Origin of the sequence: Pseudomonas sp. JAI115 (assembly GCF_014200835.1) — a bacterium.
GTDB classification, from domain to species: domain Bacteria; phylum Pseudomonadota; class Gammaproteobacteria; order Pseudomonadales; family Pseudomonadaceae; genus Aquipseudomonas; species Aquipseudomonas putida_A.
In genome coordinates, this window is record NZ_JACHCY010000022.1 from 38,259 (window position 1) to 63,230 (window position 24,972).

The window sequence follows — 24,972 nt, forward strand, 5'->3', positions numbered from 1 at the left end:
GCAGGCTCGCTCCCACAGGGTTTTGTGTTGCTGCAGAACAATCTGAACAATCCTGCCCCCCACGAGGTACTTCGGAACCAGAATCGCGTGCCATACTCCAAGGCACTCCGATTCAGAGATGACGCCGCACATGCCCAAAGGATTGATTCGCGCGATTGGCGCCTTGTTGACTGCTCTGGCCCTCTACAGCCTGCTGGGGTTTCTGATTTTGCCGGGCATCGCCCTGCGTATCGCCAACCAGCAACTGGCGAACTACGCCACGGTGCCGGCGCATATCCAGCGCATCGAACTCAATCCGTTCAGCCTGGAAGTCACCCTGTGGGGCTTGGTCGTCGGTGAGCCGGGCAAGGAGCAGGTCGGCTTCGAGCGGCTGTACGCCAACCTGCAACTCGACAGCCTGTGGACCAAGGCGCTGCACCTGGCCGATATCGAGCTGGACAAGCCCAAGACCGAAATCCTCTTCGCCAAAGACGGCCAGCTCAATCTGCTGGGCCTGTTCAAGATTCCCGCCAGCGAACCGACCCCGGCCGATCCGAATGCCAAGCCGTTCCCGCTGCGCATCGATCGCATCCAGCTGGCCGGTGGCAATGTACATTTCCAGGACGCCCGTCCGAGTGAACCGATCGAGTTCATCTACGACAAGCTCGACTTCGAGCTGAAAAACCTCAGCACTCTGCCCGACGATAACGCCGACATGACCCTGGTCGCCGCCGGCCCGGCCGGTGGGCAGATCGACTGGAAGGGCAACTTCAGCCTGATCCCGTTCACCTCCGAAGGCACCTTGAAAGTCACCGACGGCAAGATGAAATCATTCTGGCCTTACGTGCGTGACGCGCTGCCGCTGGTACTCGAAGACGGCGTGCTGAATCTCAGCACCGAGTACAAACTGAATCTGTCGAAAGAAACCGAACTGCTGTTGAACAACGTCGCGGTGAGCATTGCGCCGTTCGCGATCAAGGCGCCGGACGGGCGCCCATTGGCGAAACTTGAACGCCTCGACGTCAGCGAAACCTCGCTGGACCTGGCCAAACAGCAAGTAGTGGTCGGCAAGATCCGCAGCAACAAACTGGAAACCTGGGCCGCGCTCGAAGCCGACGGCCAGCTCGACTGGCAGAAGCTGTTCGCCAGCCAGCCATCGAAACCTGCCGCCAAGGCCGCCGCCGAACCCAAGACCACTCCGGCCGCCGCCGACTCGCCGAAAGAGCCGGCCGCGCCGAGCAAGCCCTGGCAAGTTCTGCTCAAAGACGTCCAGCTACGCAACTACACCGTGCATCTCGCCGACCGTTCGGCCAACCCGCCGGTGGCGCTGGATGTGACGCCGCTGAACATTGATCTGCAGGATTTCGACAGCCTCAACGGTTCGCCCTTCAAGGTCAGGCTCGACAGCGGCTTGGGCAAACAAGGCAAGATCAACGCCGATGGCGTGGTCAACCTCGCGCCGGTCACCGCCCAGCTCAATGTGAAAACCCAGGACATCGACCTGCGGGTTGCACAGTCCTACATCAATCCGTTCATTCGCCTTGAGCTGCGCAGCGGCATGCTCGGCAGCGACCTCAAGGTCAACCTCAAGAGCACCGCCCCCCTGGCACTCGGCGTGACCGGGCGCGCGCAGATCGATCAACTGCACACCCTCGACACCCTGAAAACCCGCGACTTCCTCAAGTGGCAGCAAGTGGTGGTTGAAGGCATCAACTATCAACACGGTGACAGCCTGTCGATCGACAAGGTCAACCTGTTCCAGCCCTATGTGCGTTTCATGATCAACGATGACCGCACCACCAACATCGACGACCTGCTGATCCCGCAGCCCGCCGACAATGGTGCGAAAACCGCAGCGGCGAAACCGGCCAGTAAAGACAAACCACTGGGCATTCACATCGGCGCGATTGCGATCAACGACGGCTCGGCCAACTTCGCCGACTTCAGCCTGACGCCGAATTTCGCTACGGCGGTCCAACAGCTCAACGGCCAGATCGGCACCATCGACAGTCGTCAGGCGAAACCGGCCAGCGTCGACATCAAGGGCAAGGTCGACCGCTATGCCCCGGTGACCATCAAAGGCGCGGTCAATCCATTCGACCCGATGGCCAGCCTCGACATCGCCACCAGTTTCAAACGCGTCGAGCTGACTACCCTGACCCCGTATTCCGGCAAGTTCGCCGGTTACCGCATCCGCAAGGGCCGGCTCAACCTCGACCTGCATTACCTGATCACCAAGGGCCAGTTGAAGGCTGAAAACAAAGTGGTGGTCGAGCAACTGCAACTCGGTGAAAAAGTCGACAGCCCGGATGCCGTGAGCCTGCCGCTGAAACTGGCGATTGCCCTGCTCAAGGACGTCGATGGCAAGATTTCCATCGAACTGCCGGTGACCGGCGACCTCAACAACCCGCAGTTCAGCGTGATGCCGATTGTCTGGCAGACCCTGCGCAACCTGATCGTCAAGGCCGCCGCCGCACCGTTCAAGATGATTGGCGGGCTGATCAACGGTGGCGGCTCCGAAGACCTCGGTACCGTGTCCTTTGCTGCGGGCTCAAGCGATTTGAGCAAGGATGCCGAAGCAGCGTTGGATAAACTGTCCCAAGCCCTTAAGGAACGTCCAGCCCTGCGTCTGGAAATCGAAGGCACTGCCGCACAGAGCAGCGACGGCCCGTTGATTGCCGAGCAGCGTCTGGAGCGCGAATACCAGTACAACTACTACAAGATGCTCCAGCGCCGTGGCGACAAGGTGCCGGCCCAGGCTTCCCTGTTGCAAGTGCCGGAGAACGAGAAAGGCCCGCTGCTCGAAGGCATTTACCGTACTCGACTGAAAACCCAGCCACCGGCCGAATGGAAAGATCTGGGCAAGGAAGAACGCACGGCGAAAATGCGTGATGGTGTGATCAAGTTCTGGAGTTCCAGCGATGTACTGCTGCGGCAGTTGGGTCAGGAACGCGCCAGCAGCATCAAGGACTATCTGGTCGACAAAGGTCAACTGGCCGATGATCGGGTGTACTTCATCGATGCCAATCTGGGCGAAGCCGAGAGCGATGGCCGAGTGGTGACGCAAATGCACCTGGACGCCGAATGATGAACCACAAGTGGCTGCTTGCGCTGATGCTGGTGCTCGCCGCCAGCCCGGCTCTGGCCTCTGACACGCTGCGTTGTGGCAGTCAGTTGGTCAGCCTCGGTGACCGCGCCAGCGAAGTACTGCAGAAGTGTGGCGAACCGGTCAGCCGCGATGTCCTCGGCTACAAGCGCAGCGCCAACCGCCGCGAAGAATTTCAGGTCGAGGAATGGACCTACGGCCCGAGCAACGGCATGTATCAATACCTGCGCTTTGAAGGCAATCGCCTGCGGCAGATCAACAGCAAGCGCGGTAATTGAACCAAAACCTATATCCCTGTGGGAGCGGGCTTGCTCGCGAATGCGGTGGGTCAGTTAATGAATATGCCTGCTGACACACCGCATTCGCGAGCAAGCCCGCTCCCACATTTCGTTTTTTATCACCTGAAAATAGAACAGGCCCCGACACAAGTGCCGGGGCCCGTAATGGTCACATCCGTGTGACCGTTCGCATGAACTCTAAAGTTGCGGCAGACGTATTGCTCGGCCCGTCTGTCGCGTCTTCTCCCGGTCCAGGCGAGAAGTCATGCCTTACTCGGCTTTCAGGCCGTCAGCGGAGACCGCTTTGACGCCTTTGATTTTCTTGGTGATGTTCACAGCGGTGGTTTTCTGAGCTTCGGTGACAGCGACGTCAGAAGACAGGGAAACCACACCCTTGTTGGTTTCGACTTTGATGTCGGTACCAGGAATGCCTTTTTCGGTTACCAGGTCGCTTTTGACTTTGGTAGTGATCCAGGTATCGGAAGTAGCTTCTTTAGCCTTGGTCATTTCACCAGCAGCCAGAGTCATTGGAGCCTGAGTAGCCTGGGTGGATTGTGCGAAAGCACCGGAAGCCATGGTCAGGGTCAGCGCGGTAGCAGCAGCGGCAGTGATAGCGAACTTCTTCATACGAGTAACTCCTGTTTTTCTGGAAAGTCTGCTGGTTGTCTTGTCAGCAGGGTTACTGGGTATATTGCGAAGGCTGTGCCAACTTTTCGAAAGACAATAAATCCTTTTAAATCAATGATTTACGAATTAAGCAAATTTTCGGAATCATGCAATTTGCATGACAAGTGCATTATCGACATGCAAGTTGCGGCTTTTCGGAAAGTTCCTAACACGCTGAAATTCTTGAAGCTTTTTTCCAGCGTCAAAAGACAAAAAAATGCCCCGCAAAGCGGGGCATTTTCCTTCAGACCATCGCATCAAGTGCCGCTGGCGGTGCAGCCTTTTGGCGAATAGTCAGCATTGACTGTTGTGGCGCAGGTCCACACACCAGAGGTGTTGCCTGTTGCGGCACCCGAACGGCTGAGTGTGATGGTTTTGCCCAATACCGGACCCGGTGCGTTCACCAATGTGCAAGTAATCGAGCCGGCACCGGTCGAGGCAGTTCCCGACGCCGCCAGCGTGCAGTTGGAGGTAGTGGCTGAAGCGCCCCCCGCCACCAGTGTCAGCGTAGGGTCAGTACCTTGATTAATGGTGTCCTCGAACGGCACCTTCAGCGCACTGATTTCGGCCAGACCTGCCGTCACTTTCGAACGCGCCTGGTATTTTGAGTATTGCGGCAAGGCGATGGTCGCCAGAATACCGATGATCGCCACCACGATCAGCAGCTCGATCAGAGTGAAACCTTTTTGGTTGTTCATAGACAGGCTCTCCATGCATGAGTCGGAATCTCATGATCTGCAAAGGGCTCAGCATAGGCCGTGCCAACCGCTTGCAGACCCCGCACGCTCGGCATAAAGGTGCCGTGTCGCGCTTTCCTACAACCCGTAACCGCACTATCTGACACTTTTTGTCACCTGTACCGGGCGTGTTTGGCGCTGTCACTTGACTAGGCTATAAGTCATGAACTGTCAGCATCCGGAATCCCCATGAATGACATCGCTCTGAGCGGTCTGGCCAAGCAATTGGTGCAGGCCGAACTGCTTACGGAAAAAAGCGCCCAGCAGGCCTGGCAACAGGCGCAGCGCAATCGGCTGTCGCTGGTCAGCTACCTGGTGCAGAACAAACTGGTGAAGAGCTCACAGGTGGCCGAGATCGCTTCCGAGCATTTCGGTATGGCCTTCATGGACCTCAATTGCCTGGACAAGGAAACCCAGCCCAAAGGCCTGGTCAGTGAAAAACTGGTGCGCCAGCATCACGCCCTGCCCTTGTGGCGCCGTGGCAACAAGCTGTTCGTGGGCATTTCCGACCCGAGCAATCATCAGGCGATCAATGACATTCAGTTCAGCACCGGGCTGAGCACCGAAGCCATTCTGGTGGAGGACGACAAGCTCACCGAGGCCATCGAGAAATTCTTCGACACCCACGCCAGCGGCCTCGAAGAAATGGCCGACGTCGATCTCGACGGCGTGGATGTCGAGTCCGTCGACGACAGCCGCCAGGACGCCATCGGCGGACTCGACGCCGATGACGCGCCGGTCGTGCGTTTCGTGCACAAGATGCTGCTCGACGCGATCAAGAGTGGCTCCTCTGACCTGCACTTCGAACCTTACGAAAAGACCTTCCGGGTGCGGGTGCGCACCGATGGCATCCTGCGCGAGGTGGCCAAACCGCCGATCCAGTTGGCCGGGCGAATCGCCGCACGCCTGAAAGTCATGGCTAGCCTCGACATCTCGGAACGGCGCAAACCCCAGGACGGGCGGATCAAGATGCGCCTGTCGAAGACCAAGTCCATCGACTTCCGGGTCAACACTTTGCCGACCCTATGGGGCGAAAAAGTGGTGATCCGGATCCTCGATCCGTCCAGCGCGCAGATCGGCATCGATGCATTGGGTTACGAACCGGCGCAGAAAGAACTGTACATGGCCGCGCTCAAGCAGCCCCAAGGGATGATTCTGGTAACCGGGCCAACGGGTTCGGGGAAAACCGTATCGCTGTACACCGGCCTGAATCTTCTCAACACCGTCGACATCAACATTTCCACCGCCGAAGACCCGGTGGAAATCAACATGGAAGGCATCAACCAGGTCAACGTCAATCCGAAACAGGGGCTGGATTTTGCTCAGGCCCTGCGTTCGTTTCTGCGGCAGGATCCGGACGTGATCATGGTCGGGGAAATCCGTGACCTGGAAACCGCCGAAATCGCGATCAAGGCCGCGCAGACCGGCCACCTGGTGCTGTCCACGCTGCACACCAACAGCGCCGCTGAGACTCTGACCCGCCTGCACAACATGGGCATTCCCGGGTTCAACATCGCCACCTCGGTCAGCCTGATCATCGCCCAGCGCCTGGCGCGCAAGCTGTGCAGCCACTGCAAGAAACCGATCGAGATCCCCCGCGAAACACTGATCAAGGAAGGTTTCCCGCCGGAACAGATCGGCAGTTTCACGATCTATGAGCCGGTCGGTTGCGACCTCTGCAACGGCGGCTACAAGGGACGCGTGGGGATTTACGAAGTGGTGAAAAACACTCCTGACCTGCAACGGCTGATCATGGCCGAAGGCAATTCGCTGGAAATCGACAGCCAGATGCGTCGCGACGGCTTCGACGACCTGCGCACCTCCGGCCTGCACAAGGCCATGCAAGGCATCACCAGCCTGGAAGAAATCAACCGGGTCACCAAGGACTGAACATGGCGGTCAAGGCAGCGAAAATCAGCATCTACGCCTGGGAAGGCACGGATCGCAAAGGCAGCAAAGTCACGGGCGAGTTGAGCGGGCAGAACCCCGCGCTGATCAAGGCTCAACTGCGCAAGCAAGGAATCAATCCGGGCAAGGTACGGAAGAAATCCACCTCCCTGCTCAGCCTCGGCAAACGCATCAAGGCCCAGGACATCGCCCTGTTCACCCGGCAGATGGCAACCATGATGAAAGCCGGCGTACCGCTGCTGCAGTCGTTCGACATCATTGGCGAAGGCTTCGACAACCCGGCGATGCGCAAACTGGTAGACGAGGTGAAGCAAGAGGTGGCGGCCGGCAACAGCTTCGCCGCCGCACTGCGCAAGAAACCGCAGTATTTCGATGAGCTGTATTGCAACCTGGTGGATGCCGGCGAGCAATCCGGCGCCCTCGATACGTTGCTTGAGCGGGTCGCGACCTATAAGGAAAAAAGCGAAGCGCTCAAGGCCAAGATCAAGAAAGCCCTGACCTACCCCAGCGCCGTGGTGCTGGTGGCAATGGTCGTTACCGGGATTCTGCTGGTAAAAGTGGTGCCGCAGTTTCAATCGGTATTTTCCGGCTTCGGCGCCGAATTGCCGGCCTTCACCCTGATGGTGATCAGTATCTCGGAGTTCATGCAGCAATGGTGGTGGGCGGTGCTTGGTGCGCTGATCGCGGCGGTGTTCGGCATCCGCCATGCGCTGAAGAAGTCCCAGGCATTGCGCGACCGCAAAGACACCTGGCTGCTGAAGCTGCCGCTGGTGGGCACGCTGATGTACAAATCGGCGGTGGCGCGATTCGCCCGCACCCTGTCGACCACCTTCGCCGCTGGCGTACCGCTGGTGGAAGCACTGGATTCGGTGGCCGGCGCCACCGGCAACGTGGTGTTCAAACGTGCCGTGCTGCGTATCCGCCAGGACGTCGCCACCGGCATGCAGCTGAATTTTTCCATGCGCAGCACCGGAGTCTTCCCGAACATGGCGGTGCAGATGACCGCCATCGGTGAGGAATCGGGCGCGCTGGATGACATGCTCGACAAGGTCGCCGGTTTTTATGAAGAGGAAGTGGATAACATGGTCGACAACCTCACCAGCCTGATGGAGCCGTTCGTCATGGTGGTGCTCGGGGTCATCGTCGGCGGGCTGGTCGTGGCCATGTACCTGCCGATCTTCCAGCTTGGCTCAGCGATCTGACATGCCTATCGACGAACTCTTCAGTCTGTATCCGCTGGCCTTTGTGTGCACCGCCCTGCTGCTGGGTCTGGTGGTCGGTAGTTTTCTCAATGTACTGGTCTGGCGCCTGCCGAAAATGCTCGAGCGCGATTGGCGCCAGCAGGCGCAGGACGTCCTCGGCCTGCCAAGCGAAACGCCACTGCCGACCTACAACCTGATGCTGCCGCACTCCCAGTGCCCACACTGCGGCCACCGGATTCGGGCTTGGGAAAACATTCCGCTGCTCAGTTACCTGGTGCTGCGCGGACGCTGTTCGGCGTGTGCCGCGCCCATCAGCAAACGTTATCCTCTGACCGAACTGGCCTGCGGCCTGCTCTCGGCATTCGTCGCCTGGCATCTGGGGTTCGGCTGGCCGGCTGGTCTGTTGATCGTCCTCACTTGGGGGCTGCTGGCGATGAGCCTGATCGACACCGAACATCAACTGCTGCCCGATGTGCTGGTGTTGCCGTTGTTGTGGCTGGGGCTGATCGTCAACAGTTTCGGGCTGTTCGTCTCGCTGAACGCGGCGTTGTGGGGTGCGGTGGCCGGTTACATGGCGCTGTGGTCAGTGTTCTGGCTGTTCAAGCTGCTGACCGGCAAGGACGGCATCGGCCACGGCGATTTCAAGCTGCTGGCGCTGCTCGGGGCCTGGGGCGGCTGGCAGATTCTGCCGCTGACGATCCTGCTGTCATCGCTGGTGGGGGCGATTGTCGGGGTGGTTCTACTGCGTCTGCGTGAGCAGAAAACCTCGACGCCGATGCCCTTCGGCCCGTATCTGGCAATTGTCGGCTGGATTGCCTTGCTCTGGGGTGGTCAAATAACCGACTTCTATTGGCAGTTTGTCGGTTTGAAATGAATACCCCTGTGGAAAAACCCTGGATTCTCGGCCTGACCGGCGGCATCGGCAGCGGCAAAAGCGCCGCGGCCCAGCACTTCATCGATCTCGGGATCCATGTGGTCGACGCCGATCACGCAGCGCGCTGGGTGGTCGAGCCGGGGCGTCCGGCACTGGCGAAGATTGCTGAACACTTCGGTTCCGGTGTCCTGCAAGCCGATGGCACGCTGGACCGTGCGGCCCTGCGCAAGTTGATCTTTGAAGTGCCTGAAGAACGCCGCTGGCTCGAAGCCCTGCTGCATCCGTTGATCGCCGAGGAAATCGCTCACCATCTGGCGCTGGCAAAATCGCCTTACGCGATTCTGGTTTCACCGTTGCTGATCGAATCCGGGCAGTACGCGATGACTCAAAGAATTCTGGTGATCGACGCCCCGCAACAACTGCAGATCGAACGCACCTTGCAGCGTGACCAGACCAGCGAACAGCAGGTCCAGGCGATCCTCAAGGCCCAGTCCAGCCGTGAAGACCGCGTGAGCCGTGCCGATGATGTGGTGGTCAACGACCGCGACCTCGCCTCGTTGCACAGCGAAGTCGAGCGCCTGCATCACTTTTACCTGACTTTATCCGGAGGCCAGTCATGAGCCCTACCACCGTCGAATGCCCAACCTGCGGCGCCCCCGTGGAATTTACCCCCGAGAACAAATTCCGCCCGTTCTGCTCCGATCGCTGCAAGCTGATCGACCTCGGCGCCTGGGCGTCCGAAGAGCACAAGATTCCGGTCGCCCCGGATGCCGAAGACGAAATATTCTCCGGCGATTTCGACCCGCGTCACTGATCGCGATCAGGGCCGCATGAAGCCGTAGTCCTGATCGTCGTCGAGGTTTTCCGCGAGAAAGCGCAACTCGTCGGCCAGGTCTTCGGCGTTGCGCACCGTCTTGCTCTGCTGCACCACCGCGCTGAGCAAGGCGCGCAAACTCAGGCCCGGATCGAAGCCCACCTCCAGCGCCATGTCCAGACTCTGCCGCGTCTCCTGCCTCGCCCACTCGTAAACACTCATGCCGCTGCTCCTGAAGGAATTTGGCCGAGCATGAAATGCCGCGTGGATGACGGATTTGATGTGGATCAAGACTTGGGGTCGTCGTCCTTCCACGGCGCCGAAAGGTAGCGGGTGCGGTTGAAGGTTTCCAGCCACTCGGGGCTGAACACCACCAGCGCGCTGATCACCATGCCGTTGATAAAGGCTTCGGGAAAGATCAGCAGCCACAGGTAGCCGATAAAATCTTCCAGCCATTCCGGCATGGCAAACAGGCCGTCGTACCACAGCAGGCCCAGACTCAGCGTCAGACACAGCAATGCGGACAACGCTGCGGCAAAGAACCCGGAACAGAAGATGTACACAAACGGATTACGCGGCTGGGCGCGCTCGACCACCATCGCCACGCACTCGGTGATCAACACCGGCAACAGGATCAGCAACGTACCGTTGACCCCGACCGCCGCCAGATCCTGACGTCCGAGCAACACCAGCCCGAGCTGCGCCACCAGCCCGCCGATGATCGCCAGCGGCCAGTCGAGCAGCAACGTCACGGCGGTCATGCCGATGAAGTGATAAGAAACCCCGGTGTCGAAATCCCTGCGCACCATCCACAGCAGAAACAAGGCGAACACAGTGCCGAACAGCAGATGCTGACGACGACTGTCGCTGAACAACTCGACCCACGGCGCACGACAGATCGCCCACAACAGCACCGGCAGGTAAATCAGCCAGCCGAGTGTCAGGCTCGTCGAGGACAGCAGTTCTGCACCGATCATGAATCCCTTACCTTCTCCATGGGTTTGATTCCTTCATCGGAGTCTACACCGCCCTCTTCCAGGCATCAGCCGATGCAAAGCTTTCTGCTTGTCGCATTTGAACGCTAAGCTTGGCCTATGGATGACTCAGATTACTTACGCCTGCTGACCATCGCGGCCGAGCAAGCCAACGCGTTCCTGTCCAATGCCCGCAAATGGGAGCGTGAGCGTTGGGTCTGCCAGCGCCTGCTGCAAGGCTTGAACATTCCCTACCGTGTCGATGAGTTCGCCCCCGCCGGCGAGCCGCCGGACGTGCTGTTTCGCGATGCCAATTTCGAAGTGTTCTTCGTTCTCGATGAAGGGCGCCGGCTCAACGACGAATGGCGCGATGAACTGCAACGCCGCCGCAGTGCGTTTTCCCTCAGCCAGTTGGTGCGTCGTGAAGCCAAGCCACGGCGGATCCCGGCCAATGAGTTCTTGCTGCGACTGGCGCCGACCTTGCGCAAAAAAGCGCACAACTACAAGGAACGCGGCATGGATCTGGGCGAACTGGACATCATTGCCTTCGCCAGCCTCAAGCGCGAGGTGCTGGACCTCAACAGCCACTTTCCACCGCCCACCGAGTATCTGCGTCAGGGTTGGCGCTCGCTGTCGCTGGTCGGCCCGACCTTCGCCCGGGTGCTGTTCGCCCATCCCGATGCGCCGGACTTTCTGCGCAGCAACCTCGGTCGCAGTATCGTCTTCGATGTCGGGATCAGCCTGTGACGCCGCTGCAGCAGTTGATTGCCGACGTCCCGCAGACTGGCCGCGTACGCTGGATCGGCGTGCGCCCCGAGTCTCGCGGCCCGATGATCGAGCTAGACGCCGTCGAGGCACGGCTCGAAGCCGGATTGACCGGTGACCACGCCCGCCCCGGCGTGCGCAACGCGCGGCAAGTAACGTTGATTCAGTTCGAACACCTGGCGGTCATCAGCGCGTTGATGGGCCGGCCTGAAGATCAACCCGTGAGGCCTGAAGACCTGCGGCGCAATCTGGTCATCAGCGGCATCAATCTGTTTAGTCTGAAGGGTCGGCGCTTTCGCATCGGTCAGGCAATATTCGAGACCACCGGTTGGTGCCAGCCCTGCGCGCGCCTGCAAAACGACCTCGGTCCCGGCACCTTTCAAGCGGTGCGCGGGCATGGCGGAATTACCGCGCGGGTGTTACAAAGCGGGATCATTCGCCTCGACGACGGTGTGTCTGTCGAACCGGTTCCGGACAGCGGCTATGCTGCGTTCAACCCCGGTTGAAAACCGCTGTAGCTTCTGCACATTCAGCAACGTCTACCTGACGAGGCCTTTATGACCAGCCGCCTGAACCCCGAAGACCAAAAGCATGTCGAAGAGTACCTGCAGTTGTCCCAACACCGTGTCGAGCGCCGGCCTTTCCGGCCTTGGATGCTCCTGGTGCTGGTGCTGGCAGTGACCATTGGTCTGGGCCTGCTGAGCCGACTTATCAGTTACCTGACGCTATGAGCAGCATTGCGCTCGCGAAGGTGATTGCACCGATTTCCTTTAAAAACCTTGCGAGTTATCCCTATGTCCCATCGTATTGTTATTGTCGGCGGCGGCGCCGGCGGTCTGGAGTTGGCTACCCGTCTGGGTAAGACTCTGGGCAAGCGCGGCACGGCCAGTGTGATGCTGGTCGACGCGAACCTGACGCACATCTGGAAGCCTCTGCTGCACGAAGTGGCCGCCGGATCGCTGAACTCTTCCGAGGATGAACTCAACTATGTTGCCCAGGCGAAATGGAACCACTTCGAGTTCCAGCTGGGGCGCATGAGCGGGCTTGATCGCGCGCAGAAAAAAATCCAGCTGGCCGCCACCTACGACGAGAACGGCGTAGAGCTGGTTCCCGCGCGTGAAGTAGCCTACGACTCGCTGGTGATCAGCGTCGGCAGCACCACCAACGATTTCGGCACCCAGGGCGCAGCGCAGCACTGCCTGTTCCTCGACACCCGCAAACAGGCCGAACGCTTTCACCAACAATTGCTCAATCACTACCTGCGCGCACATGCCGGGCAGACCGATGTGATCGAACAGATCAGCGTGGCGATCGTTGGTGCCGGCGCCACAGGCGTCGAGCTGGCGGCAGAACTGCACAACGCCGCACATGAACTGGCCGCTTACGGCCTCGACCGGATCAAACCGGAGAACATGCACATCACCCTGATCGAAGCCGGCCCACGGGTGTTGCCAGCCCTGCCGGAGCGCATCAGCAGCCCGGTGCACAAGACTCTGGAGAAACTCGGGGTCAACGTGATGACCAACGCTTCGGTCAGCGAAGTGACCGCCGACAGCCTGATCACCGCCGATGGCAACGTGATCAAGGCCAGCCTGAAAGTCTGGGCTGCCGGGATTCGCGCGCCGGGTTTCCTCAAGGACATCGACGGTCTGGAAACCAACCGTATCAATCAACTGCAAGTGCTGCCGACGTTGCAGACCACCCGCGACGAAAACATTTTCGCCTTCGGTGACTGCGCCGCCTGCCCGCAACCGGGTTCGGATCGCAACGTGCCGCCGCGTGCGCAAGCCGCGCACCAACAAGCTTCGTTGCTGGCCAAGTCGCTGAAGCTGCGTATCGAAGGCAAAACCCTGCCGGAGTACAAGTACACCGACTACGGCTCGCTGATTTCGCTGTCGCGTTTTTCGGCTGTGGGTAACTTGATGGGTAACCTGACCGGCAGTGTGATGCTGGAGGGCTGGCTGGCGCGGATGTTTTACGTGTCGCTGTACCGCATGCACCAGATGGCACTGTACGGACCGTTCCGCACGGCGATGCTGATGCTGGGCAGCAAGATCGGTCGCGGCACCGAGCCACGCTTGAAGCTGCATTGATCTAAAACTGTGGGAGCGGGCTTGCTCGCGAAGAGGTTGTGTCATTCAACATTCATGTCGACTGATACACAGCTTTTCGCGAGCAAGCCCGCTCCCACATTGTTTTGCGCAGCTCAAAAATCCAGCAATCGATCTCTGCACATCAGAGCTGGAAGCGCCGCACCATGCCTTGCAGCGCGTTGGCCAGTTGCGACAGTTGGTGACTCGACGCGCTGGTCTGATCGGCACCCGCTGCCGAACGCACCGACAGGTCGCGAATGTTCACCAGATTACGATCCACTTCCCGCGCGACTTGCGCCTGCTCCTCCGCCGCACTGGCAATCACCAGATTGCGCTCATGAATCTCATGCACTGACGCGGTGATGGTTTCCAGCGCCTCCCCCGCGCGCTCGGCCAACGCCAGCGTGGATGTGGCCCGCGCAGCGCTGGCCTGCATCGAATCCAGCGCCAGGCTTGAACCGGTGCGTATGCCCTGCACCATCTGCTCGATCTCCTGCGTCGATTGCTGAGTGCGATAGGCCAGCGCCCGCACCTCATCGGCTACCACCGCAAAACCGCGTCCGCTCTCCCCTGCGCGTGCTGCCTCAATGGCCGCGTTGAGCGCAAGCAGGTTGGTCTGCTCGGCAATCGCACGGATGACATCCAGCACTTTGCCGATGTCCTGTGACTGGTTGGCCAGCGATTGCACCAACTCGCCGGTGTGCTGCACATCGCTGGCCAGTGCATTGATCGCCGATGCGGTGTCACTGACCCGCGCCTGCCCCAGTTGCGCCGACTCACTGGATTGGTGGGTGGCATCGGACGTCGACACCGCGTTGCGCGCGACTTCTTCAACCGCCGTGGTCATTTCATTGACCGCCGTGGCGGCCTGTTCGATTTCGTTGTTCTGCTGCTGCAGGCCTTGTGTGCTGTCGAGCGTCACCGCGTTGAGCTCATCGGCAGCGGTCGCCAGTTGCGTGGCCGAACCGCTGATGCCTTGCAGCGTTTCCCGCAGGTTCTGCTGCATGGTTGCCAGCGCCTTGAGCAAACGGCTGACTTCATCGTTACCGTGGGTTTCGATCGGTCGGGTCAGGTCGCCTTGGGCCACACTTTCGGCAGCGCTGACGGCGCTGCTCAGCGGACGGACGATGCTGCGGGTGAGCAACATCGCCAGCGCCACCGTGGCCAGCGCCGCCAGCGCGATGAACAGACTGACGATGGTGCGTGAGGTCTGATAGTGGTCAGCGGATTTCTGACTTTCCGCGGCAACCTGCCTGGCGAAAAGATCCGCGAGGTCATTGAGCTGCTTGCCGGAGCCGTCGACCACGGTCTTCATATCAACCAGCAACAGTTTGGTCAGCTCGTCACGCTGGCCTTGATCGGCCAGGGTGAAGGATTGCGCGATGCCGGTGCGATACGCGGCGAAGGTTTTTTTGAACTGGCCATAGAGCTGCTGGCCTTCCACCGTGGTGACCAGTTTGTCGTAGGCGGCGATCTTCTCGCTCAGCTCCTTGTCGCGGGTATCCATCTGGCTGCGGTAAGTCGCGACGTTCTTCGGATCCTGATCAAGCGCCATGCGCAGGGAAATCGTGCGGATCCGCAACATCAGCTCGCGAATCTCGTCACCGCCGCGAATGCTCGGCAACCACTGGCTCTCGACCGCGACCTCACTGTCACGGATGCTCGACATCTGCCCCAAGGCGAATACCCCAAGCAGCGCCACCAGGACCGCGATCAGGGCAAAACCCAATGCGGCACGTGGTGCAATATTCAACTGACGAAGCAACATGACGGACGCCCTTATTCTTGTATTGGCCAGATTGAAGGGGCGAACAGCGGCAGTCCCCTCTCGTTAGCGGGCTATCGGCAAGTTGTACGATGACTTGAAGGGAATTGTCTTTCGCGAGGACAAAAAAAATCCCCGTATCTTTCGATACGAGGATTTTTAATATGGTCGGGGTAAGGGGATTCGAACTCCTGACATCCTGCTCCCAAAGCAGGCGCGCTACCGGACTGCGCTATACCCCGGTAAAAAAAAGGCGACCTTTCAAAGATCGCCTTCTTCGATCAGCGCTTTTGGCCTCTGATCTTAAGATTCGATCCCAGTGTTACCTGGTTTCAAAAATGGTGGGTCGTGTGGGATTCGAACCTACGACCAATTGGTTAAAAGCCAACTGCTCTACCAACTGAGCTAACGACCCAAAAATGGTCGGGGTAAGGGGATTCGAACTCCTGACATCCTGCTCCCAAAGCAGGCGCGCTACCGGACTGCGCTATACCCCGGTTTGAAATTGGCTCCGTGACCAGGACTCGAACCTGGGACCCAATGATTAACAGTCATTTGCTCTACCGACTGAGCTATCACGGAACTACATATTTCAATTTACAACGGTGAAACTTACAGCTCTTAGACTTCCGTTCGCATCGCTGCGTTCGTGTGTCTGAGGCGCGCTATTCTACAACCTAGAACACCTCTGTCAACCCCCTAAATCGCTTTCAAGTTAATGATTTGCAACTTATTTCAGATTTCAGCTCAGTGAGCTGAGATGCTGCGGGTGACTGACTGCGGGGCGCACTTTACAAGCCTTTTCCTTAGACTTCAACAGCCTAACGAAAAAAAGGCCTCGCAAAGCGAGGCCTTCCTTATTTCATTGGCGTTGCCGCTCAGTCGAAAACGATTTCGTCGTTCACGACCTTGCCGGTTGCTGTATCGCCCGGCAGGAAATGCCCCGACAGGATCAACTGCGCCAACGGGTTTTCGATCCAGCGCTGGATCGCACGTTTGAGTGGACGTGCGCCATAAACCGGGTCGTAACCAACGGCAATCAGCTTGTCCATCGCTTCCGGACTCAGTTCCAGCTTCAGCTCGCGCTCGGCCAGACGACTGCGCAGACGGCCCAACTGGATCTCGGTAATCCCCGCGATCTGATCCCGCGCCAGTGGCTCGAAGATCACTACTTCGTCGACCCGGTTGATGAACTCCGGACGGAAGTGCGACGTCAGCGCATCCATCACCGCTGCACGCTGGGCCTCACGGTCACCGACCAGTTCCTGGATCTGCGACGAACCGAGGTTCGAGGTCATGACGATCACGGTATTGCGGAAATCCACCGTGCGTCCGTGGCTGTCGGTCAGCCGTCCATCCTCCAGCACTTGCAGCAGGATGTTGAATACATCCGGATGCGCTTTCTCGACCTCGTCCAGCAGGATCACCGAGTAAGGCTTGCGGCGTACCGCTTCGGTCAGGTAACCACCCTCCTCGTAACCCACGTAGCCTGGTGGCGCACCGATCAGCCGCGCCACGGAATGTTTCTCCATGAACTCGGACATGTCGATCCGCACCATTGCCTCTTCGGTATCAAAGAGGAATTCGGCCAGCGCCTTGCACAGCTCGGTTTTACCGACACCGGTCGGGCCGAGGAACATGAACGAGCCGCTCGGACGATTCGGATCCGCCAGTCCGGCACGCGAGCGCCGTACCGCGTTGGCGACCGCAACCACCGCTTCGTCCTGACCAATCACGCGCTGGTGCAGCAGACTTTCCATCTTCATCAGCTTGTCGCGCTCGCCTTCGAGCATTTTCGACACTGGAATACCGGTCCACTTCGAAACGACTTCGGCGATTTCCTCTTCAGTCACCTTGCTGCGCAGCAACTGGTTTTCGCTCTTGCCGTGTTGGTCGACCATTTGCAGGCTGCGCTCCAGATCCGGGATCACCCCGTACTGCAATTCGGCCATGCGGTTGAGGTCGCCTTTACGACGCGCCGCTTCCAGTTCCTGCCGCGACTGCTCGATCTTCTGCTGAATCTGCGCCGAACCCTGTACCTCGGCTTTTTCCGAGTTCCAGATTTCTTCCAGATCCGAGTACTCACGTTCGAGGCGGACGATTTCTTCCTGAAGTTTTTCCAGGCGTTTCATCGCCGCTTCATCGCTTTCTTTCTTCAGGGCCTGAGATTCAACCTTGAGCTGAATCAGGCGACGCTCCAGACGATCGAGCACTTCCGGCTTGGAGTCGATCTCCATGCGAATACGGCTGGCGGCCTCGTCAATCAGGTCGATGGCCTTGTCCGGCAACTGCCGGTCAGTGATGTAGCGATGGCTGAGCTTGGCCGCGGCGATGATCGCGCCGTCGGTGATCGCCACTTTATGGTGAACCTCATAACGCTCCTTGAGGCCACGCAGGATGGCGATGGTGTCTTCTTCGCTCGGCTCGTCCACCAGCACTTTCTGGAAACGCCGCTCAAGCGCCGCATCCTTCTCTATATATTGGCGATACTCGTTGAGCGTGGTAGCGCCGACGCAGTGCAGCTCACCGCGCGCCAGTGCCGGTTTGAGCATGTTGCCGGCATCCATCGAGCCTTCGCCCTTACCGGCGCCGACCATGGTGTGCAGCTCGTCGATGAACAGAATGATCTGCCCTTCCTGCTTCGACAGTTCGTTGAGCAGCGCTTTCAGGCGTTCCTCGAACTCACCGCGATACTTGGCACCGGCAATCAGCGCGCCCATGTCCAACGACAGCAGACGTTTGCCCTTGAGGCCGTCCGGCACTTCGCCGTTGATAATGCGCTGGGCCAGACCTTCGGCGATCGCGGTTTTACCCACGCCAGGTTCGCCGATCAGCACCGGGTTGTTCTTGGTGCGACGCTGCAGAACCTGAATGGTGCGGCGGATTTCGTCGTCACGGCCGATCACCGGATCGAGCTTGCCGTCTTCAGCGCGCTTGGTCAGGTCGACGGTGTATTTGTCCAGCGCCTGACGCGACTCTTCGTGATTGGCGTCATTTACCGCCTCACCACCGCGCAGGTTGTTGATCGCGTTTTCCAGGGCTTTTTTGCTCACGCCCTGGCCGAGCAGCAATTTGCCGAGTTTGCTGTTCTCGTCCATCGCGGCGAGCAGCACCAGCTCGCTGGAAATGAACTGGTCGCCCTTCTGCTGGGCCAGGCGGTCGGCCTGATTGAGCAGGCGCGCCAGATCCTGCGACATGTTGACGTCGCCGGTCGGGTTCTGGATTTTCGGTAATTGGTCGAGCTCTTTGGTCAGCTCTTTGCGCAAGCTGTTGACGTCGAAGCCGACTTGCATCAACAGGGGTTTGATCGAACCACCCTGCTGTTCAAGCATGGCTTGCATCAAATGCGCCGGCTCGATGGCCGGATGATCGTGGCCAACGGCCAGGGATTGGGCGTCGGACAACGCCAACTGTAATTTGCTGGTTAAACGGTCTATACGCATGGGTCACCTTCCTTTTGAGCAGGCCGGACCTAAAAACCATCCTGAATAAAGAAACCTGCCAGATACCACTGTAGATGCGGTCGATTCTGGGAGATTCAAGCGTCAGCGAGTTGATTCAGGTCAGGCAAGTCTAGCGGGTGAGCCAGACAAGGGAGGCGAAACGGCCAGTGCGCGACGCACGGCGGTAAGAAAAGAAGCGCGGGTCGGTCACGGTGCAGAAACCGCCACCATAAACCGCAGTGACACCGCGTTCAGCCAGACGCAGGCGCGCCAGTAGATAGAGATCAGCCATGAACTTGCCAGCATTGTGACTGGGCACGAAGGCTGCTGCCGCTGCCGGCAGTTGCTTGACGAAGACTTCGCGGACTTCCGGGCCGACTTCAAAGGCCTTCGGGCCAATGGCCGGACCGAGCCAGACCAGTACGTCCGCCGCAGCGGTGTCAAGATGATCGAGAGTGGCTTCCAGTACGCCCGCCGCCAAACCGCGCCAACCAGCGTGAGCCGCCGCGACGCGAGTACCGGCACGGTTGCAGAACAACGCCGGCAGGCAATCTGCGGTCATCGCCGTGCAGGCAATCCCGGGAGTCGCCGTCCAACTGGCATCGGCGGTGGCAACCACGCCCGGATCAGCATGAGCCACGGCAGTCCCGTGTACTTGCTGCAACCAGGCAGGCTTTATCGAGAAGTGTTCGGTCAGACGCCGACGATTCTCGGCGACTGCTTCCGGGCGATCATCGACATGATCGCCCAGATTGAGGCTGTCGAACGGCGCCTCGCTGACACCCCCCTCGCGGGTGGTGACACAGGCGCTGACGCTGGCCGGCGCAGGCCAGTCCGGCGTCAGCCAGTTCATCCGACGAATGCCTCGCGATCCTGCTTGAGCAGGGTCAGCAGCCAGACGAAGTCTTCCGGCAGCGGCGATTCCCAGCTCATGCGCTCACCGGTGGTCGGATGATCCAGCTCAAGGAAGCGCGCGTGCAGGGCCTGACGCGGGAAGTGCTTGAGCGACTCGACCATGGTCGGGTTCGCGGCAGGCGGAATGCGGAAACGACCGCCGTACGCCGGGTCGCCGACCAACGGGAAGTTGATGTGCGACATGTGCACACGAATCTGGTGGGTCCGGCCGGTTTCCAGTTTGACCCGCACATGCGTGTGGGACCGGAAACGCTCCAGCACGCGGTAATGACTGACGGCCGGCTTGCCGCCTTCCATCACTGCCATGCGCTGGCGCTGCTGACCATGACGGCCGATCGGGGCGTTGATCTTGCCCCCGGCGGTCACGACACCGATCACGATGCACTCGTAGATCCGGCTGACACTGCGGCTTTGCAACTGGGCAACGAGCTTGGTCTGCGCCTGAATGGTCTTGGCCACCACCATCAGACCGGTGGTGTCCTTGTCCAGGCGGTGCACGATACCGGCGCGCGGGACATTGATGATGTCCGGCACGTGGTGCAGCAAGGCATTGAGCAAGGTGCCATCAGCGTGGCCGGCAGCCGGGTGCACCACCAGGCCCGCAGGCTTGTTGATCACCAGGATGTCGTCGTCTTCATAAACGATGTCGAGCTCGATGTCCTGGGCGATCCACTCGCCCTGGGCTTCCTGCTCGGCAGTCAGCTCAAGAATGGCACCGCCATGCACGATGTCGCGCGGGCGGATGACCGCCCCGTCCACAGTCAGGCGACCTTCTTTGATCCAGGCGGAAAGGCGCGAGCGTGAGTGCTCAGCGAAGAGTTGGGCGGCGACTTGATCGAGGCGTTGGCCGCCCAAATCGGACGGCACCTCTGCGCGAAGTTCAATTTTATCGGACATGCTCTGACTGGCGTCGGCACAGCCTTTGGTTTCGGCTGCGCGCTTGTGGTTAAATACGGCGTCTTTTGCCCCGAGGCTTTTCAACGGGGCGCTCATCATAACAGGACGGCCCCGCCCAAGACAGCGGCCGTCATAGGGACGCAAGCCGCCATGCAAGTGAAACACCTGCTGCTGATCGCCATCCTCGCATTGACCGCTGCTTGCTCATCGAAGGAAGTCGTAGACGAAAACCTCAGCGAAGCCGAGCTGTATCAGCAGGCTCAGACTGACCTGGACAACAACAGCTACACCAGCGCCACAGCCAAGCTGAAGGCCCTGGAGTCGCGTTATCCGTTCGGTCGCTACGCCGATCAGGCACAGCTGGAGTTGATCTACGCCAACTACAAGAACGCCGAGCCGGAAGCTGCAAAGTCCGCCGCCGAGCGTTTCATTCGTTTGCATCCGCAGCATCCGAACGTGGATTACGCGTACTACTTGAAAGGTCTGACCTCTTTCGACCAGGACGTCGGCCTGCTGGCGCGCTTCCTGCCGCTGGACATGACCAAGCGTGACCCGGGCGCTGCCCGCGACTCGTACAACGAGTTCGCACAGCTGACCAGCCGCTACCCGAACAGCCGCTACGCGCCGGACGCCAAGCAGCGCATGATTTACCTGCGCAACCTGCTGGCGGCCTACGAAATCCACGTCGCCGACTACTACCTGACCCGTCAGGCTTATGTAGCCGCTGCCAACCGTGGCCGTTACGTGGTGGAAAACTTCCAGGAAACCCCATCGGTCGGCGACGGCCTGGCGGTGATGACCGAGGCTTACCAGCGTTTGCACCTGGACGATCTGGCCGCCACCAGCCTGGAAACCCTGAAGCTCAACTACCCGAACCACCCAAGCCTGCAGGACGGTCAGTTCGTGCCATCGGTCGCCGAAGCCGACAACCGCTCGTTCCTGAGCAAGGCGACGCTGGGTCTGATCGAATCGCGTCCACCGCTGCCGCCGGGAGAAACCCGCGCCAACCAGGACGTGCAGAAGCAGTTCCAGGACGCGAAAGACGCAATCCCGAACGAGCTCAAGCCTAAAGACGAAAACGGTGACGTGATCGAAGAAGAACATCACGAGGCTGAAGGCAACAACGATGACCGTTCGTGGTTCAGCTACATGACCTTCGGCGTGTTCGACTGATCACACCGGGCGTTACAAAAAAGGGAGATCTGCGGATCTCCCTTTTTCATGGCTGCGCGTTAATAGTCTGTGCGCCTGCCGGCACCTTGGCTAAACTGCCGAATCATTAGCCGAAAAGCCGCCCATCATGCTTCGTTTACTGTTCTGGATTGTCCTGATTTTCGCTGCGGTATGGCTGTGGCGCAAATTCAAGGCGCCCGCCTCGTCTGCCCAATCGCCCCGCGAGCAAGACGCCGCGCCGATGGTGCGCTGCGCTCACTGCGGCGTGCACCTGCCCCGCGACCGCGCGTTGAACCTTCAGCAACAATGGTATTGCAGCCAGGCTCACCTTGAGCAAGGCCCGGGCACCAGTGGTCGCTGAGGTCGCCAACGCCGACCGTAAACAGGCTCAGCGCCTGCTGCGCCTGTATCATCTCTACCGTTTGAGCGTCGGCATCACCCTGGTGTTGCTGATCTCCAGCAACATGGACAACCGCCTGCTGACGTCAGCCGACGACGATCTGCTGCGCAGCGGCAGTTGGTTGTATCTGGTGCTGAACATTCTGCTGGTGGTGTTTCTGGAGAACACCCGCCGCCCGGCGCAGTTGTTCACCCTGGCCTTGGTCGATGTGCTGTTGCTGTGCGGCCTGTTCTACGCGGCGGGCGGCGTGGCCAGCGCCATCGGCAACCTGTTGATTGTCTCGGTGGCGATCGCCAACACCCTGCTGCGCCGGCGCATCGGCCTGCTGATTGCCGCCATCGGCGCACTCGGCATTGTCGGCTCCAGCTTTCTGCTGGGCTTCAGTCACCCCCTGAGCGCCAATGACTATCTGCAAGCCGGGACCCTCGGCGCTTTGTGTTTTGCCGCATCGTTGCTGGTCCAGGGCCTGATCCGGCGTCTGGAAGTCAGCGAAAATCTCGCCGAACAGCGTGCCAGCGAAGTCACCAGTCTTGAAGCCCTCAACGCCCTGATTCTGCAACGCATGCGCACCGGCATCCTGGTGCTCGACGAACAGCGCCGGGTACAGCTGGCCAATCACAGCGCGAAAAATCTGTTGGCCCAGTCGCATCTTGAAGGGCATTTGATCAGCGACTACTCGCCGGCATTGGTCGAGCGTCTGCAGCTGTGGCTGAGCAACCCGACCCTGCGCCCGCAGAGCCTGAAGATCCCCGGCAACGGCCTGGAACTGCAACCCAGCTTCATCGCCCTCGACCAGAGTCCCAACCAGCAAACGCTGGTGTTCCTCGAAGATCTGGCGCAAATCGCTCAGCAAGCCCAGCAGCTCAAACTCGCCGCACTGGGGCGTCTGACTGCCGGCATCTCCCATGAAATCCGCAATCCACTGGGCGCCATCAGTCATGCCGCGCAGCTATTGGCGGAGTCCGAGGAACTCGATAGCGCCGATCGGCGTCTGACGCAGATCATTCAAGACCACTCCCAGCGCATGAACCGAGTCATCGAAAACGTCCTGCAACTGTCGCGCCGCCAGCAAAGCGCTCCGCAACGGCTGGATCTCAAACCGTGGCTGGAACACTTTGTTGCCGAGAGCCGCGAGCAGGCGAGCGAGCGCCAGTCGATTCATTTGCGGATCAATTCCGGGGACTTCATCACGTTGATGGATCCCGACCAGCTCACGCAGATTCTCGACAATCTGTTACGCAACGGCTGGCGGCACAGCGCCCTGCTGCACCAGCAGGCCGAAGTCTGGCTGGCGCTGTTCGTCGACCCCGACAGCCAGCTGGCGGTGCTCGAAGTGCAGGACAACGGCCCCGGTGTCCCGTCCGATCAGCAGGCGCATCTGTTCGAACCGTTCTTCACCACCAGCAGCCAAGGCACCGGCCTTGGGCTTTATCTGTCCCGTGAGCTGTGCGAAAGCAACCAGGCGCGCCTAGACTTCAAACCACGCCAAGGCGGCGGCTGCTTTCGCATCACCTTTGCTCACGGACGGAAACAAAGTTGAACACGAGCCCACGGCAAAAAATCCTCATCGTCGACGACGAACCGGATATCCGCGAACTCCTGGAAATCACCCTGGGACGGATGAAACTCGACACCTTCAGCGCACGCAACCTCGGCGAAGCCCAGGCACTGTTGCAGCGCAATGCGTTCGACCTGTGCCTGACCGACATGCGCCTGCCCGACGGCACGGGGCTGGACCTGGTGCAGCACATCCAGCAACGTCATCCACAACTGCCGGTGGCGATGATCACCGCGTATGGCAGCCTGGAAACAGCGATCAATGCGCTGAAGGCCGGCGCCTTCGACTTCCTCACCAAACCGGTTGATCTCACGCGCCTGCGTGAACTGGTCAGCACCGCGTTGCGCATGCCTGCCGCCGGCGGCAGCGTCACCTCGATCGACCGCCGACTGTTGGGCGACTCGCCCCCAATGCGCGCTCTGCGCAAACAAATCGACAAGCTCGCCCGCAGTCAGGCTCCGGTCTACATCAGCGGCGAATCGGGCAGCGGCAAAGAGCTGGTCGCGCGGCTGATCCACGAACAAGGGCCGCGCGCGCAACAGCCGTTTGTACCGGTCAATTGCGGGGCGATCCCTTCAGAGCTGATGGAGAGCGAATTTTTTGGCCATCGCAAAGGCAGCTTTACCGGCGCGGTGGACGACAAACCGGGGCTGTTTCAGGCCGCGCACGGCGGCACCCTGTTTCTCGATGAAGTGGCGGATCTGCCGCTGTCGATGCAAGTCAAGCTGCTGCGGGCGATTCAGGAAAAAGCCGTGCGCAGCGTCGGCGGCCAGCAGGAAACCGTGGTCGATGTGCGCATTCTGTGCGCCACACACAAAGACCTGGAAGCGGAAGTCGCCGCCGGGCGCTTTCGCCAGGACCTGTATTACCGCTTGAATGTGATCGAACTGCGCGTGCCATCCCTGCGCGAACGGCGCGACGACATCGAAGTGCTGGCCACGCACATGCTCCAGCGTCTGGCCAGCAACAGTGGCCAGCCGGCAGCCCAATTGCACCCGCAAGCGCTTGAAGCACTGAAGCGTTATCGTTTTCCCGGAAATGTGCGAGAACTGGAGAATGTCCTCGAACGCGCGCACACGCTGTGCGAAAACCAGGTGATCGAGGCTGCGGATTTGCGCTTGAGCGAAGGCAATTGCGCAGTCGAGGACGGCATTGCCGACCTGACGCAAATCGACAACCTTGAGGATTATCTGGAGAACGTCGAGCGCAAGCTGATCCTGCAGGCGCTGGAGGAAACGCGCTGGAATCGCACGGCGGCAGCGCAACGCTTGAGCCTGTCGTTTCGGTCGATGCGTTATCGCCTGAAGAAATTAGGCCTGGATTGAGGGCCCCTTCGCGAGCAGGCTCGCTTGTATGTTTAGACTTGAAGGGGTGGGCGGGACTACAGACTCGATTCTGACTCTGACCAGTACAGACCGTGGGAGA

At 59.8% G+C, this 24,972-nt stretch carries 23 protein-coding genes, 4 tRNA genes and 1 pseudogene; 15 read left to right on the forward strand and 13 right to left on the reverse strand.

What is annotated here, in order from left to right:
- Positions 1-118 precede the first annotated feature (118 nt).
- Positions 119-3,067 (forward strand): DUF748 domain-containing protein, encoded by a 2,949-nt coding sequence (locus tag HDC30_RS27815; RefSeq protein WP_183786020.1) that lies wholly within the window; start codon positions 119-121, stop codon positions 3,065-3,067.
- A complete protein-coding gene (locus HDC30_RS27820) occupies positions 3,067-3,363 on the forward strand; it encodes a DUF2845 domain-containing protein (protein ID WP_027614107.1) in 297 nt (98 codons plus the stop codon). The genes HDC30_RS27815 and HDC30_RS27820 overlap by 1 nt, the downstream gene beginning before the upstream one ends.
- Positions 3,364-3,633: 270 nt before the next feature.
- Here the strand turns inward: HDC30_RS27820 and HDC30_RS27825 are convergent, their stop codons facing one another.
- Both HDC30_RS27825 and HDC30_RS27830 read right to left on the reverse strand, forming a co-directional pair.
- Positions 3,634-3,990 carry a BON domain-containing protein gene (locus HDC30_RS27825; RefSeq protein WP_007963876.1) on the reverse strand — a complete coding sequence of 119 codons (357 nt, stop codon included), beginning with the start codon at positions 3,988-3,990 and terminating at the stop codon, positions 3,634-3,636.
- A 296-nt stretch (positions 3,991-4,286) separates the two neighbouring features.
- Positions 4,287-4,727, reverse strand: coding sequence for a pilin (locus HDC30_RS27830; protein WP_027614108.1), 441 nt, complete (start codon positions 4,725-4,727; stop codon positions 4,287-4,289).
- A 228-nt stretch (positions 4,728-4,955) separates the two neighbouring features.
- Between HDC30_RS27830 and pilB the strand changes: the two genes are divergently transcribed.
- Genes pilB through yacG form a run of 5 tightly spaced genes read left to right on the forward strand, consistent with a single transcriptional unit; the run spans position 4,956 to position 9,564 of the window.
- A complete protein-coding gene (gene pilB, locus HDC30_RS27835; RefSeq protein WP_183786022.1) occupies positions 4,956-6,656 on the forward strand; it encodes a type IV-A pilus assembly ATPase PilB in 1,701 nt (566 codons plus the stop codon).
- Positions 6,657-6,658: 2 nt separating this feature from the next.
- Positions 6,659-7,876 carry a type II secretion system F family protein gene (locus HDC30_RS27840; RefSeq protein ID WP_096795218.1) on the forward strand — a complete coding sequence of 406 codons (1,218 nt, stop codon included), beginning with the start codon at positions 6,659-6,661 and terminating at the stop codon, positions 7,874-7,876.
- 1 nt (position 7,877) lies between these two features.
- Positions 7,878-8,750: an A24 family peptidase gene (locus tag HDC30_RS27845; protein WP_183786024.1), complete on the forward strand. Its 873-nt coding sequence runs from the start codon at positions 7,878-7,880 to the stop codon at positions 8,748-8,750.
- Positions 8,747-9,370, forward strand: coding sequence for a dephospho-CoA kinase (gene coaE / locus HDC30_RS27850; RefSeq protein ID WP_183786026.1), 624 nt, complete (start codon positions 8,747-8,749; stop codon positions 9,368-9,370). Before HDC30_RS27845 ends, coaE begins: the two co-directional genes overlap by 4 nt.
- Entirely contained in the window at positions 9,367-9,564 is a 198-nt protein-coding gene (gene yacG / locus HDC30_RS27855; protein ID WP_183786028.1) for a DNA gyrase inhibitor YacG, read from the forward strand. Before coaE ends, yacG begins: the two co-directional genes overlap by 4 nt.
- Before the next feature lie 6 nt (positions 9,565-9,570).
- On the opposite strand, the gene HDC30_RS27860 is transcribed toward yacG, so the two are convergent.
- Both HDC30_RS27860 and HDC30_RS27865 read right to left on the reverse strand, forming a co-directional pair.
- Complete coding sequence (locus HDC30_RS27860; protein WP_003228298.1) at positions 9,571-9,786, reverse strand: hypothetical protein; 216 nt, start codon at positions 9,784-9,786, stop codon at positions 9,571-9,573.
- Positions 9,787-9,851: 65 nt separating this feature from the next.
- A complete protein-coding gene (locus HDC30_RS27865) occupies positions 9,852-10,541 on the reverse strand; it encodes an energy-coupling factor ABC transporter permease (protein WP_183786030.1) in 690 nt (229 codons plus the stop codon).
- Between the two features lie 117 nt (positions 10,542-10,658).
- On the opposite strand from HDC30_RS27865, the gene HDC30_RS27870 reads away from it, so the two are divergent.
- The 4 genes from HDC30_RS27870 (at position 10,659) to HDC30_RS27885 (ending at position 13,396) form a co-directional block, all read left to right on the forward strand.
- Positions 10,659-11,285, forward strand: coding sequence for a DUF1780 domain-containing protein (locus HDC30_RS27870; RefSeq protein WP_025108806.1), 627 nt, complete (start codon positions 10,659-10,661; stop codon positions 11,283-11,285).
- Positions 11,282-11,809, forward strand: a complete 528-nt coding sequence (locus HDC30_RS27875) for an MOSC domain-containing protein (RefSeq protein WP_027614114.1) — start codon at positions 11,282-11,284, stop codon at positions 11,807-11,809. Before HDC30_RS27870 ends, HDC30_RS27875 begins: the two co-directional genes overlap by 4 nt.
- Positions 11,810-11,860: 51 nt before the next feature.
- Positions 11,861-12,034, forward strand: a complete 174-nt coding sequence (locus tag HDC30_RS27880) for a DUF3094 family protein (protein ID WP_003228304.1) — start codon at positions 11,861-11,863, stop codon at positions 12,032-12,034.
- A 63-nt stretch (positions 12,035-12,097) separates the two neighbouring features.
- Entirely contained in the window at positions 12,098-13,396 is a 1,299-nt protein-coding gene (locus HDC30_RS27885; RefSeq protein WP_150367937.1) for an NAD(P)/FAD-dependent oxidoreductase, read from the forward strand.
- Positions 13,397-13,538: 142 nt separating this feature from the next.
- Here HDC30_RS27885 and HDC30_RS29670 read toward each other — a convergent pair whose 3' ends face one another.
- The 9 genes and pseudogenes from HDC30_RS29670 to rluD all read right to left on the reverse strand — a co-directional run bounded on the left by HDC30_RS29670 (position 13,539) and on the right by rluD (position 20,416).
- On the reverse strand, positions 13,539-14,402 hold the full coding sequence (locus HDC30_RS29670; protein WP_409347927.1) for a methyl-accepting chemotaxis protein: 864 nt from the start codon (positions 14,400-14,402) through the stop codon (positions 13,539-13,541).
- Positions 14,394-15,164 (reverse strand): annotated as a pseudogene (locus HDC30_RS29675) (MCP four helix bundle domain-containing protein); the annotation flags it as partial. The gene HDC30_RS29670 and the pseudogene HDC30_RS29675, both read right to left, overlap by 9 nt.
- Before the next feature lie 162 nt (positions 15,165-15,326).
- A tRNA-Pro gene (locus HDC30_RS27895) sits at positions 15,327-15,403 on the reverse strand.
- A gap of 97 nt (positions 15,404-15,500) precedes the next feature.
- Positions 15,501-15,576, reverse strand: a tRNA-Lys gene (locus HDC30_RS27900).
- Between the two features lie 5 nt (positions 15,577-15,581).
- Positions 15,582-15,658, reverse strand: a tRNA-Pro gene (locus HDC30_RS27905).
- Between the two features lie 9 nt (positions 15,659-15,667).
- Positions 15,668-15,743, reverse strand: a tRNA-Asn gene (locus HDC30_RS27910).
- Positions 15,744-16,039: 296 nt separating this feature from the next.
- Positions 16,040-18,604: an ATP-dependent chaperone ClpB gene (gene clpB, locus HDC30_RS27915; protein WP_007963856.1), complete on the reverse strand. Its 2,565-nt coding sequence runs from the start codon at positions 18,602-18,604 to the stop codon at positions 16,040-16,042.
- A 130-nt stretch (positions 18,605-18,734) separates the two neighbouring features.
- Entirely contained in the window at positions 18,735-19,457 is a 723-nt protein-coding gene (pgeF, locus tag HDC30_RS27920; RefSeq protein WP_183786034.1) for a peptidoglycan editing factor PgeF, read from the reverse strand.
- Positions 19,454-20,416, reverse strand: a complete 963-nt coding sequence (gene rluD / locus HDC30_RS27925; RefSeq protein WP_007963852.1) for a 23S rRNA pseudouridine(1911/1915/1917) synthase RluD — start codon at positions 20,414-20,416, stop codon at positions 19,454-19,456. The genes pgeF and rluD overlap by 4 nt, the downstream gene beginning before the upstream one ends.
- Before the next feature lie 150 nt (positions 20,417-20,566).
- Here rluD and HDC30_RS27930 point away from each other — a divergent pair, with 150 nt between their 5' ends.
- The 4 genes from HDC30_RS27930 (at position 20,567) to HDC30_RS27945 (ending at position 24,872) form a co-directional block, all read left to right on the forward strand.
- On the forward strand, positions 20,567-21,589 hold the full coding sequence (locus HDC30_RS27930; protein WP_027612809.1) for an outer membrane protein assembly factor BamD: 1,023 nt from the start codon (positions 20,567-20,569) through the stop codon (positions 21,587-21,589).
- 127 nt (positions 21,590-21,716) lie between these two features.
- A complete protein-coding gene (locus tag HDC30_RS27935; RefSeq protein WP_183786036.1) occupies positions 21,717-21,950 on the forward strand; it encodes a PP0621 family protein in 234 nt (77 codons plus the stop codon).
- On the forward strand, positions 21,940-23,529 hold the full coding sequence (locus HDC30_RS27940; RefSeq protein WP_096795281.1) for a PAS domain-containing sensor histidine kinase: 1,590 nt from the start codon (positions 21,940-21,942) through the stop codon (positions 23,527-23,529). The genes HDC30_RS27935 and HDC30_RS27940 overlap by 11 nt, the downstream gene beginning before the upstream one ends.
- Positions 23,526-24,872: a sigma-54 dependent transcriptional regulator gene (locus tag HDC30_RS27945; protein WP_183786038.1), complete on the forward strand. Its 1,347-nt coding sequence runs from the start codon at positions 23,526-23,528 to the stop codon at positions 24,870-24,872. The genes HDC30_RS27940 and HDC30_RS27945 overlap by 4 nt, the downstream gene beginning before the upstream one ends.
- The last annotated feature ends 100 nt before the right edge of the window (positions 24,873-24,972 follow it).